Annotated in this window: 10 protein-coding genes; 5 read left to right on the top strand and 5 right to left on the bottom strand. The window is 69.6% G+C overall.

Annotation, left to right across the window (positions count from 1 at the left end; all coding sequences use genetic code 11):
* Positions 1 to 10: 10 nt before the first annotated feature.
* Positions 11 to 1,513 carry a dynamin family protein gene (locus tag U0R18_RS11470; RefSeq protein ID WP_526368355.1) on the bottom strand — a complete coding sequence of 501 codons (1,503 nt, stop codon included), beginning with the start codon at positions 1,511 to 1,513 and terminating at the stop codon, positions 11 to 13.
* Between the two features lie 48 nt (positions 1,514 to 1,561).
* On the opposite strand from U0R18_RS11470, the gene U0R18_RS11465 reads away from it, so the two are divergent.
* Positions 1,562 to 2,029, top strand: coding sequence for a hypothetical protein (locus U0R18_RS11465; RefSeq protein ID WP_526368353.1), 468 nt, complete (start codon positions 1,562 to 1,564; stop codon positions 2,027 to 2,029).
* Here the strand turns inward: U0R18_RS11465 and U0R18_RS11460 are convergent.
* The 3 genes from U0R18_RS11460 to U0R18_RS11450 form a co-directional block, all read right to left on the bottom strand.
* On the bottom strand, positions 2,019 to 3,851 hold the full coding sequence (locus U0R18_RS11460) for a dynamin family protein (RefSeq protein ID WP_526368351.1): 1,833 nt from the start codon (positions 3,849 to 3,851) through the stop codon (positions 2,019 to 2,021). The genes U0R18_RS11465 and U0R18_RS11460 overlap by 11 nt on opposite strands.
* Before the next feature lie 84 nt (positions 3,852 to 3,935).
* Entirely contained in the window at positions 3,936 to 5,105 is a 1,170-nt protein-coding gene (locus tag U0R18_RS11455) for an IniB N-terminal domain-containing protein (RefSeq protein WP_526368349.1), read from the bottom strand.
* 174 nt (positions 5,106 to 5,279) lie between these two features.
* Positions 5,280 to 5,822, bottom strand: coding sequence for an Rv0340 family IniB-related protein (locus U0R18_RS11450; RefSeq protein WP_526368347.1), 543 nt, complete (start codon positions 5,820 to 5,822; stop codon positions 5,280 to 5,282).
* Positions 5,823 to 6,011: 189 nt separating this feature from the next.
* Between U0R18_RS11450 and U0R18_RS11445 the strand changes: the two genes are divergently transcribed.
* The 3 genes from U0R18_RS11445 to U0R18_RS11435 all read left to right on the top strand — a co-directional run bounded on the left by U0R18_RS11445 (position 6,012) and on the right by U0R18_RS11435 (position 13,637).
* Positions 6,012 to 8,078, top strand: a complete 2,067-nt coding sequence (locus tag U0R18_RS11445) for an Hsp70 family protein (RefSeq protein WP_526368345.1) — start codon at positions 6,012 to 6,014, stop codon at positions 8,076 to 8,078.
* On the top strand, positions 8,075 to 10,537 hold the full coding sequence (gene iniR / locus U0R18_RS11440; RefSeq protein WP_526368343.1) for an isoniazid response ATPase/transcriptional regulator IniR: 2,463 nt from the start codon (positions 8,075 to 8,077) through the stop codon (positions 10,535 to 10,537). The genes U0R18_RS11445 and iniR overlap by 4 nt, the downstream gene beginning before the upstream one ends.
* A 193-nt stretch (positions 10,538 to 10,730) precedes the next feature.
* Positions 10,731 to 13,637, top strand: a complete 2,907-nt coding sequence (locus tag U0R18_RS11435) for a (Fe-S)-binding protein (RefSeq protein ID WP_526369467.1) — start codon at positions 10,731 to 10,733, stop codon at positions 13,635 to 13,637.
* An 87-nt stretch (positions 13,638 to 13,724) separates the two neighbouring features.
* Here the strand turns inward: U0R18_RS11435 and U0R18_RS11430 are convergent, their stop codons facing one another.
* Positions 13,725 to 14,162, bottom strand: coding sequence for a hypothetical protein (locus U0R18_RS11430; RefSeq protein WP_526368341.1), 438 nt, complete (start codon positions 14,160 to 14,162; stop codon positions 13,725 to 13,727).
* A 137-nt stretch (positions 14,163 to 14,299) separates the two neighbouring features.
* On the opposite strand from U0R18_RS11430, the gene U0R18_RS11425 reads away from it, so the two are divergent.
* Positions 14,300 to 15,592 carry a pyridoxal phosphate-dependent aminotransferase gene (locus U0R18_RS11425; RefSeq protein ID WP_526368339.1) on the top strand — a complete coding sequence of 431 codons (1,293 nt, stop codon included), beginning with the start codon at positions 14,300 to 14,302 and terminating at the stop codon, positions 15,590 to 15,592.

The following is a 15,592-nucleotide window of genomic DNA, read 5'->3' as shown; positions in this document are numbered from 1 at the left end:
GCGGAAGCCGCTACCTGCCGCGCGCCGCGAACTCGGCGACCATCGCCTCGGCACTACGCACCGCCGCCCGGCACGCGCGCGTGGTGAATGGGTCGTTGAGGGGATGTTCGGCGCGGCGCCGCCACCGCTGGGCCGCCGCGAACGCCGCCCGCGGACCGTCGTAGGGCGCCTCGGGCGTGAGACCGAGCCGGCTGGCCGCGTCCGTTCCCGAGCCGCCGATGATCCGGCGCAGCGACGCCATCTCCTCCTCGTTCAAAGTTGTTGGGCGAGAAGGTAACTGGGACAGCATCCGGAGTTCCTCGAACGCGTGGGTATCGGCCAGCAGCGGGTCGATGTCGGCGATGATCCGCGGCGTCGCGGCAATCGGGTTCACCTCCACCAGATGGCGCAGCGACAACAGCGCAGTGTGGGCCTTGAGCAACTCGGACCGCTGGGCGAACTGCTGGTCGATCACGTCCCGCAGCGCCACCAGCCCGCTGCGGTCCAGCAGTTCGTCGGCCAACCCGTCGGCGTCGGACACCCCCGAACGCAGCACCGCCACGGACATCCGGATCCCGAACATCCCGAATCGGTCCAGCAGCCTGGCCCGGACCTCGGGAGCGACGGGCAGTGTGACATCAGCGCTGACAACGGGCCGGACGAAGCGGTCCGCGCTCAGCATCGCCTTGCTCAGCTCGGCCGCGTCGACGGCGGACAGTCTCTGCAGTGCGACGAACTCGTCCTGGCGCAGGGTGCGCGCCGTCAGCGCGAGCAGTCCCGCGACGGGCACCACGGCCTGACAGATCCCGGTCTTGTTCATCTCCGCGGTGAACCGTGCGGCGACGTCGTTGGCCGAGAGCATTGCGTCGATCCGCCCGGCGCCGATCTCGTCGGCGCGGGAGGCCACCCCGATCACGCCCAGCGCGCCCGCCGACCCGCCGACCAGTTCGCCGATCTGTTTGAGCAGGCCGATGTCGGCGGCGTTGAGGGTGCGCAGCAGGAAGACCACCGCGTCGACGCGCGGCACCCCGTCGTCGGGCACCAGCAACCGCAGCGTGCGCGCCGAGACGTCCCGCGACAGCGACGATGTGCCGGGCGTGTCGACGATGGTCGCGTCGGCGAGTTCGGCGGCCGGCCAACGGACTTCGAGGTCGGCGATGTCGGCGGGGTTGATCTCGGCCAGGTCGAAGCCCAGTGCGCCGCCGGGGTCCCGGGTGATCGGCACGTTGCTGCGGGCGCCGCCGTAGTGGACGGCGGTCACGGCCGGCGTCGGCCCGTGCGAGAACCACGTGACGATGCGGGTGGCCTCCGTGGCGTCGGTGGGAGCGATCGACTCCCCCACCAGCGCATTGACCAAGGTCGACTTGCCCGCCTTGAGCGAGCCGGCCAGCGCGATACGAATCGGCTCGGCCAACCGCGCGTTGATCCGATCGAGTTCGGCGAAGACGTCGCCACGCCGCTGATACGCCGGATCGTCCTGGTAGGCGCGCAGGGTGCCGCCCAGGATGGCGCGCACCTGATCGCTCGTGCTCATCGGTCGTCGAGTGTACGGACGCAGATGCCCCGGCTAGGATCGGCGCCCGTGGCGCGACATGGCGAACAGGGCGATCAACCCTGGTACCGGACCACCGCCGCCACCGTCGCCGCGGGCGGTCTGGGCGCGGTGCTGCTGGCCGCACTGGTGTACGCCATCGTGCAGTTCTCCGACGACTGGACCAACCCGGCGCCCACCATGCTGACCACGGTGGGCACTCCCCCGCCCGCCCCGAGCACCGAGAGCGGCCGGGCGCCGTTCGTCATCACGCCCTCGGGGACCTCGACCACGTTCACCACCAGCGTCCCCGTGTCCACCACCGAGATCGCCGGACCCACCGACCTGACCACCACCACGACGACCTCGGACACCAGCGGGACGAGCGCGACCACGACGACCACGACCACCACCGCAACGACGGCGACCACATCGGCGGCACCGGCGACCCCCGGCGACGAGCAGACCACCACCCGAAAACGGCCGCGGCTCAATCAGACCCGGACGTTCAGCCCCTGAGCTTGGCCGCGTTGAGCTTCACGACGTTATCGCGCACCTGCGTCAGGATGTCGAGCTGACGTTCGAGTTCTCGCACGCGCGTGTTGCGTTCGGTCTCCTCGAGACGCGCCGCGGCGACGGCGGCCTGCAGCGACTCGTTGAGCGAACGCGTGGTCTGGTCGGCGATCTCGCGGTAGTGGTCCCGCAGCTTGCGCTGGATGGCCTTGAGCCGGTCCCGGGATTCCTTGCCCACCACGAACAACGTGTCGTCGACGAACTTGCGCAGATTCGTCTTGGCCTCGTTGCGCACCCGAAGCATCCGGTTCTCCATGTCCTCGCGGTAGGACTTGCGGCCCAGCAACAGCCCGGCACCCAGTGAGATCGGGTTGAACATGCCCAGCCCGGCCACCGACGTCAGCATGCCGAACATCAGCACCCCGCCGTAGGACCCCCGCATGCTGGTGATCGCCTTGTGGCCCAGGCCGCTGGGTTTGGACTCCAGGCGGGCCAGCGATCTGAGACCGCCGAATGCGGCCCCCATCTCGCGGGCGCTGACGTCCGGCATCTTGACCGCATCCAGACCGGCGTCGACGAACGTGGTGGCCACCTCGCGGGCCAGCGCATCGGCCCGCCGGTAGGCCCAGACGAAGTTGTCGCCGACCGCGGTGGCCACGGCGTCCTCCACCTCGGCGCCGATCTCGGCCCAGTGCATCGTCGGATCGCACCCGTCGATCACCGTCTCGTTGTGTTGCACGATCGCCCGGAACCGGGCGCGCAGATCGTGGTCGACGTCGGCGGTCAGGTCGGCGATGCCGTCGTTGAGCACCTGCTGCCACAGCGCGGTCTGCTGCAGGGCATCGGAGGCCTCCTGCTTCCGGCGCTCCAGGTCCTCGGTGAGCCTGCGGATGTCGTCGGGGTCATTGATGGCCGCCAGCTCGGACTGCACCATCAACGTCAGATGCTCTGCGGCGGCACCGATCTCGTCGACAACCTGATCACGGATCCGGTCATTCTCCCGGCCGAGCACCTTCTCGGACAGAAAGGACACAATGGCCGGGAAGTTGGATTCGGCGTTGAGTTCCTTGTCCTCGGCGGCAACCGCGGCCGACCGCAACAGCGACGAGGCGGGAATCACCGGCAGTTCCACCCGGGCCCGCCGCAGGTGCGCGGAGTTCGCCTCGACGATCTGCCGCCAGTGCGGATACAGGTCGGTCTTGGTGGCGATCACCGCGCCCACCGGGCACAGTTCGACGGCCTGCTGGATGAACCGCAGTTCGGGCTCGGTGAACTCCTGACTGGTGTCGGAGATCATCAGGATCGCGTCGGCGTCGGGCAGCAGGCCCAGCGTCGCCGACAGGTGCGGTTGACCGTGCCCACCCACCCCGGGGGTGTCGACGAACGCCAGCCCACCCTGCAGCATCGGGCTGGGTGCCGCGACCTCCACCCGCAGCACCTGGCGGCCCCGCGCCTGCGGGGCATTGCGCAGATCGCGAGCGACGTCCTCGATCGGGATCTCGATCGACTCGGTCTGCCCGTCCCCCGCGTTCACGACGATGCGCGCCGACGGGGTGGGCCCGTACCCGACGATGGTCACCACGGCAGTGGTCTCGTCGTCGCCCACCCGGGCGACCGGCATGTTGAGCAGTGAGTTGAGCAGCTGGCTCTTGCCCTGTTTGAGCTGTCCGGCGATCACCACCCGAATCTGCGGGTCGGTGATGCGCGTCCGGGCGATGTCGAGTCGGGTCCGCAGATCGCCGCGCTCGTTGAGGTCGGCGATCCGGGCGGTGTGGTCGATCAACTCGACGATCACCGTGACCCGCCGGGGGTCGTCGGGCTGCGTCACTGGTCGTCCTATCTGTCTGGTTCACGGTAGGCCGAAGGCGGCGGGGACCCGTGTTGGAGTCCCCGCCGCCGCGGTGCGTGTCGCTCAGAAACCGAGCAAATGGTTTCCGGAGACAGCCATGTCATGGCTGGCGTCGACGGTGCTGTTCACCAAGGAGGTGTCGTGGCCGCCGTCGAACAGCGACGCGCTGTGCTGGGTGGAGTTGTCGACCACCGTCGAGGAGGAGTGATCCGAGAAGTCGGTCACCGCGGTGGTGTGCGAATCGACGCTGGTGTGCGTGTCGGTGGTGTTGTTCGACGCAATGTTGGACGTGTTGCTCGACGTGTTCGCCGACGTGCTGGAGTGGGTGATCACCGAGCTCGACGTGTTGCCGCTGTCGTTGGTGCTGTTGCCACCGACGTGGGTCGAGTTGCTGGTCTCCTTGCTGACCACGACGATCCCGCCACCGCCGGCGTTGCCGGCGTGCGCGTTGCCGCTGCCGAGGCCGAGCAGGCTGTCGCCACCACTGGCGCTGCCGCCGGACCCGCCGCTGGCGTCGACGTCCTGGAACACCGGGCCGCCGTTGTCCTTGATCACCGAACCGCTGCCGGTGTTGGTGGTGCCCTGATCGTGAATGGCACTGTGCCCGACGGCGACGTTCGATCCGGTGCCGGCCGAGATGTGGCCGTTGTTGACGTCGTTGCCGTTGCCCAGAACCGCGCCGTCGCCGCTGACGATGTCGCCGTGCGCCTGTCCGCTGACCACGACCGAACCGTCACTGGCGGTGGTCTTGCTGCCGAACAGGGTGACGTCGCCGAAGCCGAGGTTGAACGCACCCTGCTGGGCGTTGGCACCGGAGGTCTGCTCGGGGCTGAGCATCGAGGTGGCGTTGTGGCTCAGCAGGTCGGTCTGGTTGTGGCTGGCCAGATCGGTCTGCGGCGCGAAGGTGGGTGACGGCGCATAGGTGGGCGACAGCAGGTTCGGCGCCCAGTCGTTGTTCGAGGCCCATTCGGTGGCCGGCGCGAAACCGTAGTGGTTGGACACGGCGCGCTGCAGGCCGACCACGGGGTCGCCGCCGCCCAGCATCATGCCGGGAACCGCGGTGGCCGCGACCGAGGAGAGCTGTGCGGGGCTCACGCCGCCGAGGCCGGCGTCCCGCAGGGTCTGCTCGGGGGCGGCGACGAACGCCCGGGCGGCGTCCTCGTGCCGGAAGAGGTTCAGGATCCAGTCGATGAGGTTGATCACGGGAGTGCCTTTCGGGTTGCGCCGGCTCATCCGGCGTCGGTGAAACCCACGCTATGGGCGCCGGGAGTTTGCTGAAACGGGGTTCCCGCCCCTCGTCGACGGCCATCCCTAGGGGCATTGCGGCGATGTGCATTAGGGGATTAGGGGATTGCTGGGGGCAGAGCTATGCCATGGGGGAAATGGCGAATTCAGGCAGCTCGGAGGCTATGCGAAGTGGTCGAAACCGGGGTGGGCAGCGTGGTGCGTACCCGGCCAATCGGCCGCCTGGGCACCATCGTGCTCCCAGGCCTCCCAGCCGCCGTCCGCCGGATGGCCGGCGTCCGGGCCGTCGGCGGGGGGCTGGTAGGAATCGCTGTCGAACCCGGCCGGCACCGCCGCGACGTCGCTGAACGGTGCGGCGTGGTCGTGGCCGACAGGAAGTTCGGCGGGCTGCACACCCGGGTCCACGACCGCCGATACCGCGACGATGTCGTGGCCGGCAGGAACCAGCGGGGTGAACGCGTCGAACGCGGCCGTGGCCGCGCCGCTTGTCCACACGCTCGCGTCGCCGTGACCGGACAGCCCCGGGGTCGGGGTCGTGGAGGTGAGGGACTCCGACACCATCGGCAGCAGATTGTTGACGTCCGCGCTGGTCACACCGTTGAGATGGGCATCGGCGATGGCTTGGGCGGGGTCGGCGTGGTAACGGGCAGCGGCATCGGGGTCGCGTACCAGCGACATCACGAAGTCCAGCAACTCGTTGGCCATGGCACGAATGCTAGCGATCATCGTCGCCCGAGGGATCGGTGCGAAACCCATCCCCGTCGACATCGCGTTAGGGGATTGCCCGTTAGGGGGTGTCGCCACATAGGGGGATGAAGGTCCGGGTTCCCATGGGTACGGCCCGCGGCCGGTTATCGTGGCGTGTCGGGACATGACGTTAGGGGCAATCGCAGCATGAGCGACACACTCGGGTTGTCGATCGGCAGCACCAACCTGGCCGCGGCCCGCGCCGGGCGCGCGCCGATCCGCCGGCGGTCCGTTCTGACCCTCTTCGATCACCGGCCCCCCGAGGTCGGCCTGCCCAGCGAGAACCCGGGTCTGACCGAACACGGACGCGTCATGTGGGGGTTCGTCGAGCGAGTCGGCGACCCCATCCCCCTCGTCGCGCAGGACGGCAGCTCGTATCGCGGTGACGCACTGGCCGCCGACGCCCTGGCCGCGATGGGGACCTACGTCGGCGCCGGCGCCCCCCCGGAACCGGACCGGATCACGGTCGCGGTGCCCGCGCACTGGGGTCCGGCCACCGTGGGTGCACTGCGCGGCGCGCTGCGCACCCGGCGGGCGTTGGTGGTCAACGGTGCCGACCCGGTGCTGGTCCCCGATTCCGCCGCCGCGCTGGCGGCCCTGCAGGCGGGCCCGGGCCTGCCCGGCAACGGGGTCGTCGTGCTGTGCGACTTCGGGGGCAGCGGCACCACCATCGCGCTGGCCGACGCGGGTGCGCAGCTGCAGCCCATCGGGGAGATCGTCCGGTACGGCGACCTCTCCGGTGAGCAGATCGACCAGGCCATCCTGAGTTACGTCCTCGAGGGCACCGCCGAGGCCACGGACGCCGACCCGGCCAGCACCGCCGCGGTGGGCTCGCTGACCCGGTTGCGTGGCGAGTGCCGGGCCGCCAAAGAGCGTCTGTCCGCGGAGACCGCTACCGTCATCCCGGTCGAATTACCGGGCGTGACAACGGATTTCCGGATGACCCGGCCCGAGCTGGAAGCCCTGCTCGAACAACCGCTGGCCGGTTTCCTCGATGCGCTCGCAGATGCCTTGGAGCGCAACCGAATTCCGGCCGCCAGCCTCTCTGCGGTGGCGACGGTCGGCGGCGGTGCCGCGATCCCGTTGATCACCCAGCGGCTGTCCGAGGAACTGCGCGCGCCGGTGGTGACCCTGCCCGACCCCGGCCTGGCTGCCGCACTGGGCGCCGCGGCGATGGCCGACCCCGCCGTCTCGCCGGACGCGCCGACGGGGCTCGCGCAGGCCGCGGACATGCCGACCGGACTGTCCAGTGCGGCATGGGCCGCGGGCACGGCCGGCGCCGCCGCCTCACAGTCCTCGAGCGACGGTTCGCCGTCCGCGACGTTCCGCGCCCTGGCGTGGTCCCAGGATGACGAACCCGGCAGCCCGCCGGTACCGCCCTACCCGGGCGAATTCGATGATTTTCAGGGCCCTGAACCAGATTTCGATTACGAAGCAGCCACCGGGACCGCGGCCGCCCGCCCGCCCATGGAGTTCGAGCAGGAGACCGAGAAGTACGCCACCGGCACCGACTCGCTCGCCTGGTACCGCAAGCCCGCGCTGTTGTTCGGCGCCGCGGCTGCGGCCGCACTGCTGGCGGGCGGCGGCCTCGCCGTGACACTCACCTCCGGCAGCAGTGGAATCTCGGGTCCGGTCACCACCACCATCACGCTGCCCAACGGCGAGGTGTTGACCACCGTCTTCGATTCCGCGACCAGCGCCACCATGACGTACACCGGGACCAACGGCGAGGTCACCTCGTCGGTCGTACCGCCGCCGACCACGACCACCACCGTGCCGACCACGACGCAGCCGACCACCACGACAACCACCACGCCGACGACGACAACGACCACCACGACGACCACCACAACCACGACGACGACAACGACGACCACCCCGACCACGACAACGACCACGACCGTGCCCACCACGACGCCACCGACCACCACCCAGCCGCCGACCACGACGCAACCGCCGACCACCACGCAGGCCCCGCCGACGACGACGCAGGCGCCCCCGACCACCACGCAGCCGGTCACCACACAGGCACCCGTCACCACGCAAGCGCCGGTCACCACGCAGGCGCAGGTGACCACGCAGGCACCGGTGACCACCCAGGCGCCCGTCACGACGATCTCGATGCCGAAACCCGAGCTGACGGTTCCTGCCGCCCCCACCGTCCAAGCCCCGCAGATCGTGACGACCTTGCCCGGGGTCGAGTTACCGGCGTGACCGAGTTGCCGCCGGCCGCGCAGGCACTGCTCGGCGCGCTCACGGCAGATCCCGCCGCTCCGGTCAAGCTCCTGATCACCGGCGGGGTCGGCACCGGCAAGTCCACGGTCGTCGCCGCTGTGCGGGAAGCGCTGCGAGCCGCCGGGCGGACCGTGCGCACTCACCCGGGCGACGCCGCCGCGGCGACCGTGATCGACGATGCGCAGCTGCTCACCGCCGCCCAGCTGCGCGACCTCGAGGAGTCGGTGGAGGATCCCGCGGCAACCGTGATCGTCGCGAGCGAACCCCGGGAGCAGCACCCCGAACTGCGGGCGCTGATGTCGGCCATCGAACGCGAGCAGCCCCGAATCCCCCTGGTCCCGTGGCCGCGCCCCGAGGTCGCCCGCCGCCTGGCGACCACCGACCCCGAGGCGATGGACGACGTCATGGCGCTGACGGCGGGCCTGCCGTTCCTGGTGACGGCCGCCGCGGCCGGCTGGACATCCGACGGGCCGGCCCGCGTGGTGGAGACCGCACTCACCGAGCGGCTGCGGCGACTCGATGCCGATGCGCTCTCGGCGCTGGTGATCCTGTCGCTGACATCCGGCCTGGGCGCGGCGGACGTGGCTGCGGCGCTGGAGCTGCCGGCCGACACGGCGGCCGATGTGGTGGACCGCTGCCACGCGACGGGCCTGCTCGATCCGCTGCACGGAGCCCGGTTCGCGGCGATGGTGCACCGCTGCGCGACACTGGTGTGTGGCGCCACCAGACACCGGGCGATCGAGTCGGAACTCCTGCGGACTCAGATCGAAAAGCATTCTCTCTCAACGGATCTGGCGCTCGCGCTGGCCGAGCACGGACTGCGCGACCCCCACCTGGTACAGACCCTGCAGGACCGCGCCCGGCAGACCACCCGGCCCGCCGCGACCGCTCGGTTGCTGCGGGCCGCCGTGCGGGCCGGGGCCGACGGGCCGGACCTGGAAGTCCGCCTGGCGGATGCCCTGGCCCGCAGCGGCGACTGCACCGCTGCGGCCGTCCTGGCCGACGGCCTGCTCGCCGCCGAGGGTGCGCATCGGGGCGCGGCGGTCCGGATCGCCGCCAGCGTCGCGGCCCACGACGGCAACACCGGCCACGCCGCCGACCTGTTCGACTGGCTGGCCGCCAACGGCGGCGCGCCCGGCCCGGAGACCAGCGCCGCGGGCGTCGTCGTCCTGGTCGGCGCGGGCCAGCCCGGCCCGGCCCGGGAACTCGCCGCCGGCACGGGCTCCGGACCGCCGACATCGACGGCGCGGGCCGTCCGCAGCCTGGCCGACGGTCTGCTGATGACCCTCGACCAGCCGTACTCGACCGCGGCGGCCCGGCTGGGACAGGCGCTGGGGCCCGCGGCGGCAGCGGACCTGGCAATGCCCGACAGTGCCGCCGCGCTGACCACTCTGGCCGCGCTGCATGCCGGTGACGCCGTGCGGGCCCGGGCGGTGATCGGCCGGGCGGTGGAGCTCAGCGATGACGATCCGGTGTTCGGGCCGCGGCATCGGCTGTTGCGGGCCTGGATGCGGATGCAGGACGGCCAACTGGGCGCCGCGGCGCTCGACGTCGAGGCAGCCGAAGCCGGCACCGCCACGCTGCATCGGCGCGAGGCCCTGTGGTTGTCGACATTGCGGGCCGCCCTGGCGAGGCGCACCGGTGACACGGGCGCGCTGCCGCAGCACTGGTTCAGCGCCATGGAGCAGCTGGCCGACTATTCCGTCGACCTGTACTGCCTGCTGCCCCTGGGCGAATTGTGGATCTGCGCCGAGCGGCTGCAGCACAGCGATCGGATCCACTACGCAGTGGATCAGGCGTTCGCGGTGCTGCACGCGCTGGGCGACCCGCCGGCGTGGTCGTTGCCGCTGCACTGGGCGGGCGTGCACGCGGCGATCCTGGCGGGCTCGCCCGGCGCGATGGCACCGCACGGGCAGGCGCTGGCGGGCGCCGCCACGGACAGCGGATTCGCGACGGTCCTGGCGACGGCCGGTCGCGCCTGGTTGCGCGTGCTGGCCCGCCAGGTCGACCCCGACGCCGTCGGCGCCGCCGCCAAGGGCCTGGCGGCCCATGGCCTGACCTGGGACGCGACCCGGTTGGCGGGAGAGGCCGCGCTGCAGGCCGACGACGCCCGCACGTCCGGGTCGATGTTGCAGATCGCGCGGGACATGAAGCTGGCGGCCGATCTGCCCGAGGAGCCCGGCCGTCCGGCCGGCCCGAGTGCCCACCGGCCGGCGCCGCCGGGACAGTCGCCGTTGTCGGAGCGCGAGCGCGAGGTGGCCGAGTTGCTGTTGCTCGGCATGCCGTATCGCGACATCGGCGCCCAGCTGTTCATCTCGGCCAAGACCGTCGAGCATCACGTCGCCCGGATCCGGCGCCGGCTCGGCGCCGAGTCACGGTCCGAGATGTTGTCGATGTTGCGGGCGATCCTGGCCCCCGTGGGTGTGACGCAATCCTGAGACGGCCACCACATTCGGCCCTAACTTAGGTAAGCCTCGGTAGCGCCCCGATATTCACAAATGTCACTATGAGCTGACAGAAGCCAAGTTACTCGCGAGTAACCATGCTTAAGTTACCCACGGGTAACCAGCGATATGGAGGCGTTCGGTGGAGAGTCTCGAGAATCTCGAACACACCCTGGGGCTGTGGCGAATGATCCTCGCCCTGGCCGCGACGGTGATCGTGCTCGCGTTCGCCGCCAAGCGCGTCCTCTGGCTGACCACGTTGATCAGCTCCGGACAGCCCGTCAAGGACGAGAAGGGCCGCAAGAACGAATTCGTCAAGCGGATGATCAACCAGAACAAGGAGGTCTTCGCGCAGACGAAGCTCCTGAAATGGTCGATCCCCGGCATCGCGCACTTCTTCACGATGTGGGGCTTCTTCATCCTGGGCTCGGTGTACCTCGAGGCCTACGGGGTGCTGTTCAACCCCACGTTCCACATCCCGTTCGTCGGCAGGTGGGCGGCGCTGGGCTTCCTCCAGGACTTCTTCGCCGTCGCTGTGCTGGCCGGCATCATCGTGTTCGCGACCATTCGGATCCGCAAGAATCCCGAGGAACTCGGTCGGCAGTCGCGATTCTATGGCTCGCACAACGGTGGCGCCTGGACCATCCTGATCATGATCTTCCTGGTCATCGCCACCTATGCGGTGTTCCGCGGTGCCGCGGTGAACGTGCTGGGCAACGACTTCCCCTACCAGTCGGGGGCGTTCTTCTCCGACGGGATGGCAAAGCTGCTGCACCCCCTGGGTGAGACCGCCAACGTGTGGCTGGAATCCGGCGCCCTGATGGCGCACCTGGGCGTCATGCTGGCCTTCCTGCTGATCGTGCTGCACTCCAAGCACCTGCACATCGGCCTGGCGCCCATCAACGTCACCTTCAAGCGCCTGCCCAACGGTCTCGGCCCCCTGCTGCCACTGGAGTACCACGGCGAACTGCTGGACCTCGACGATCCCCCGGAGGACGCCATCCTCGGCAAGGGCAAGATCGAGGACTTCACCTGGAAGGGCAACCTCGACATGGCGACCTGCACCGAGTGCGGTCGCTGCCAATCCCAGTGTCCGGCCTGGAACACCGGGAAACCGTTGTCGCCCAAGCTCGTCATCATGGACCTGCGCGACCACCTGTTCGCCAAGGCGCCGTACATCATCGGCGGTAAGACCCATGAACTCGAGGGTCTGGACATGGAGACGGTCAAGGAAGAGGGTCACCACGTCCCCGAATCCGGCTTCGGCCGCGTTCCCGGCTCGGGTCCCGAGCAGGCCGTCCGCCCGCTGGTCGGCACCGCCGAACAGGGCGGTGTGATCGACCCCGACGTGCTGTGGTCCTGCACCACCTGCGGCGCCTGCGTCGAGCAGTGCCCGGTCGACATCGAGCACATCGACCACATCGTGGACATGCGCCGTTACCAGGTGCTGATGGAGTCGGAGTTCCCCTCCGAGCTCGGTGTGCTGTTCAAGAACCTGGAGAACAAGGGCAACCCCTGGGGTCAGAACGCCAAGGAGCGGCTCAACTGGATCGACGAGGTCGAATTCGACGTCCCCGTCCACGGCAAGGACGTCGAGAGCTTCGACGGCTTCGAGTACCTGTTCTGGGTCGGCTGCGCCGGCGCCTACGAGGATCGCGCCAAGAAGACCACCAAGGCCGTGGCCGAGCTGCTCTCGGTGGCCGGGGTCAAGTTCCTGGTGCTCGGCGACGGCGAGACCTGCACCGGCGACTCCGCGCGCCGCGCCGGCAACGAGTTCCTGTTCCAGCAGCTGGCCGCCCAGAACATCGAGACCATCAACGACCTGTTCGAGGGTGTCGAGACGGTGGACCGCAAGATCGTGGTCACCTGCCCGCACTGCTTCAACACGATGGGCCGCGAGTACAAGCAGATCGGCGCCAACTACACCGTTCTGCACCACACCCAGTTGCTCAACCGGCTGGTCCGCGACAAGAAGCTGGTCCCGGTCAACTCGCTGGAACAGAACGTCACCTACCACGATCCCTGCTACCTGGGCCGGCACAACAAGGTGTACGACGCACCGCGTGAGCTGATCGGCGATGCCGGTGCCACGCTCACCGAGATGCCCCGGCACGCCGACCGCGGCTTCTGCTGCGGCGCCGGCGGTGCCCGGATGTGGATGGAAGAACACCTCGGCAAGCGCGTCAACACCGAGCGCACCGAAGAGGCGATCGACACCGGTGCGGCGAAGATCGCGACCGGCTGCCCGTTCTGCCGCGTGATGATGACCGACGGCGTCGACGAAGTGGCCGCCGCTCGGGATACCGAGAAGGTCGAGGTTCTGGACGTGGCTCAGCTGCTGCTGGGTTCGCTGGATCTGACGTCGATCACGTTGCCCGCCAAGGGAACCGCTGCGGCAGCTGCGGCCGCGCGGGCCGCCGAGGTCGAGGCCGCCGCGCCGGTGGTCACCGAGACGATCACCGAGCCGGTCGCCGAGAAGGCCGCAGCCGCGCCCGCCGCAGCGACGAAGGCGGTGACCGGCCTGGGCATGGCCGGTGCGGCCAAGCGTCCCGGCGCCAAGAAGCCGGCCGCTCCAGCCGCTGAGGCCGCGGCACCGGCCGCCGAGGCGGCACCCGCGGTCGGTCTGGGCATGGCCGGTGGAGCCAAACGACCGGGCGCCAAGAAGGCGGCCGCGGCTCCCACTGCTGAAGCCTCAGCGCCCGCCGCGGAATCGGCACCGGCGGCGCCCGCCGTCGGACTGGGTATGGCGACCGGCGCCAAGCGTCCCGGTGCGAAGAAGAGCGCATCAGCAGCCGCCGCGCCGACTGCCGCTGCTCCGGCCGCCGCACCGGCTGCGGCCGCGGAACCCGCTGCGCCGGCCGAGCCCGCGGCGCCCGTCGTCGGACTCGGCATGGCCAGCGGCGCCAAGCGACCCGGCGCCAAGAAGGCCGCACCTGCTGCTGCGGCGCCCGCACCGGCCGCCGATCCCGCCCCGGCGGCTGAGCCGGAGCCCGCAGCGGAGGCACCAGCAGCCGAGCCTGCGGTGGTCGCCGACGAGGCGCCGGTGGTCGGGCTCGGTATCGCCCCCGGCACCCGCCGGCCCGGCAAGCGCTAGCACTTCGTCGACATCGAGTCAGCCGTCCCTGCGACAACGTGCGAGTAGATCCCGCAGAGGACGCTGACTGGAACTACAGCGATGCGGTCAGGCGACCTTGCGGAGCTGGAACGGCACCCGGTTGATCACGCCGCCCGGGCACTGGCCGTTGGAGTCGGCCGTGCCGATACCCGCCAACGACACCGCATCGACCTCGTAGGAGATCAGTACCGGCGCAGAACTGCCGTCGGCGCACACGAACCCGTCGGGCTTGGTGACGGTGAAGGCGAGCCGGCCGTTGGTGTAGGTCCCGACGCTGGTCCAGCCGCGATTGCTGGCGACGTTGGCGGTGCAGCCGTTGCCGCCGCACGCGGAGGCCACGGTCCAGCCGAAGGTGGCCTCGTCGCCTCCGACGACGGTGTACTGGCCGTTGAGCACCGCGTCCGCCTGGGCGATCGCAGGCGAACCGACGGCGGCCAGACAAGCCGCGCCCAGCGTTGCGACGAGCATTCGAGATACGTTCACCGTGGGTCCCCTGCGACTCATGTGGCTATTGTTAGCTGAAATTAGCAGGCCATTTCCGCTGCAAAAGCCGTCGAGCAAACGAAACGCCGCGTTGTATCCCGGACGTCGCCGAATCGAAACCGGGCAGCGACCAACGGCGGCAAGTGTGGAAAAACCACTTGGCCCACCATGGGAGAATCGATCGCGTGACCACACACCAGCTGCCGTGGCAAAACACCGGCCACACCAACCGTCAGCGGGTCTTCACGCAGTCCACCAAGCTGCAGGACGTCCTCTACGAGATCCGCGGGCCGGTGCACGCCCAGGCCGCCCGCCTCGAGGCCGAAGGTCACCGCATCCTCAAGCTCAACATCGGCAACCCCGCCCCGTTCGGCTTCGAGGCGCCCGACGTGATCATGCGCGACATGATCCAGGCCCTGCCCAATGCGCAGGGTTACTCCGATTCCCAGGGCATCGTCAGCGCCCGCCGGGCCGTGTTCACCCGCTACGAACTGGTCGAGGGCTTCCCCCGGTTCGACATCGACGACGTCTACCTGGGTAACGGCGTCTCCGAACTCATCACCATGACGCTGCAGGCCCTGCTCGACAACGGCGACCAGGTACTCATTCCCGCACCCGACTATCCGCTGTGGACGGCGTCGACCTCGCTGGCCGGCGGAACACCGGTGCACTACCTGTGCGACGAGACCCAGGGCTGGCAGCCCGACATCGCCGACCTTGAATCCAAGATCACCGAACGCACCAAGGCGCTGGTGGTGATCAACCCGAACAACCCGACCGGCGCGGTGTACAGCCGCGAGGTTCTCGAGCAGATCGCGGAGCTGGCCCGCAAGCACCAGCTGCTGATCCTGGCCGACGAGATCTACGACAAGATCCTCTACGACGACGCCAAGCATGTCTGCATGGCGTCGGTCGCCCCGGACCTGCTCACCCTGACGTTCAACGGATTGTCGAAGGCGTACCGGGTGGCCGGATACCGGTCCGGCTGGCTGGTCATCACCGGCCCGAAGGAGCACGCCAGCAGCTTCATCGAGGGCATCAACCTGCTGTCCAACATGCGCCTGTGCCCCAATGTGCCTGCGCAGCATGCCATTCAGGTGGCCCTGGGTGGCCATCAGAGCATCGACGACCTGGTGCTGCCCGGTGGACGGCTGCTCGAGCAGCGCGACGTCGCATGGACCAAGCTCAACGAGATCCCGGGGGTGTCCTGCGTCAAGCCCGAAGGCGCGCTGTACGCGTTCCCGCGGCTGGACCCCGAGGTCCACGACATCCACGACGACGAGCAGCTCGTGCTGGATCTGCTGCTGCAGGAGAAGATCCTGGTGGTTCAGGGCACCGGCTTCAACTGGCCCAATCCGGATCACCTGCGCGTCGTGACCCTGCCGTGGTCGCGCGATCTGGCCAAGGCGATCGAGCGGCTCGGCAACTTCCTGGCTTCCTACCACCAATAA

Source organism: Mycobacterium sp. (genome assembly GCF_046330795.1).
Lineage (GTDB): Bacteria > Actinomycetota > Actinomycetes > Mycobacteriales > Mycobacteriaceae > Mycobacterium.
The sequence above is the reverse complement of the archived record's forward strand: the minus strand, read 5'-3'. Positions and strand labels throughout refer to the sequence as shown.

What these genes read in the sequence shown, in the direction of transcription:
- U0R18_RS11455 (WP_526368349.1), bottom strand. Translation starts at nt 5,105, where the DNA reads ATGAGCCGGCGCAACCCGAAAGGCACTCCCGTGATCAACCTCATCGAC.
- U0R18_RS11435 (WP_526369467.1), top strand. Translation starts at nt 10,731, where the DNA reads ATGATCCTCGCCCTGGCCGCGACGGTGATCGTGCTCGCGTTCGCCGCC.
- U0R18_RS11450 (WP_526368347.1), bottom strand. Translation starts at nt 5,822, where the DNA reads ATGGCCAACGAGTTGCTGGACTTCGTGATGTCGCTGGTACGCGACCCC.
- U0R18_RS11430 (WP_526368341.1), bottom strand. Translation starts at nt 14,162, where the DNA reads ATGAGTCGCAGGGGACCCACGGTGAACGTATCTCGAATGCTCGTCGCA.
- U0R18_RS11445 (WP_526368345.1), top strand. Translation starts at nt 6,012, where the DNA reads ATGAGCGACACACTCGGGTTGTCGATCGGCAGCACCAACCTGGCCGCG.
- U0R18_RS11470 (WP_526368355.1), bottom strand. Translation starts at nt 1,513, where the DNA reads ATGAGCACGAGCGATCAGGTGCGCGCCATCCTGGGCGGCACCCTGCGC.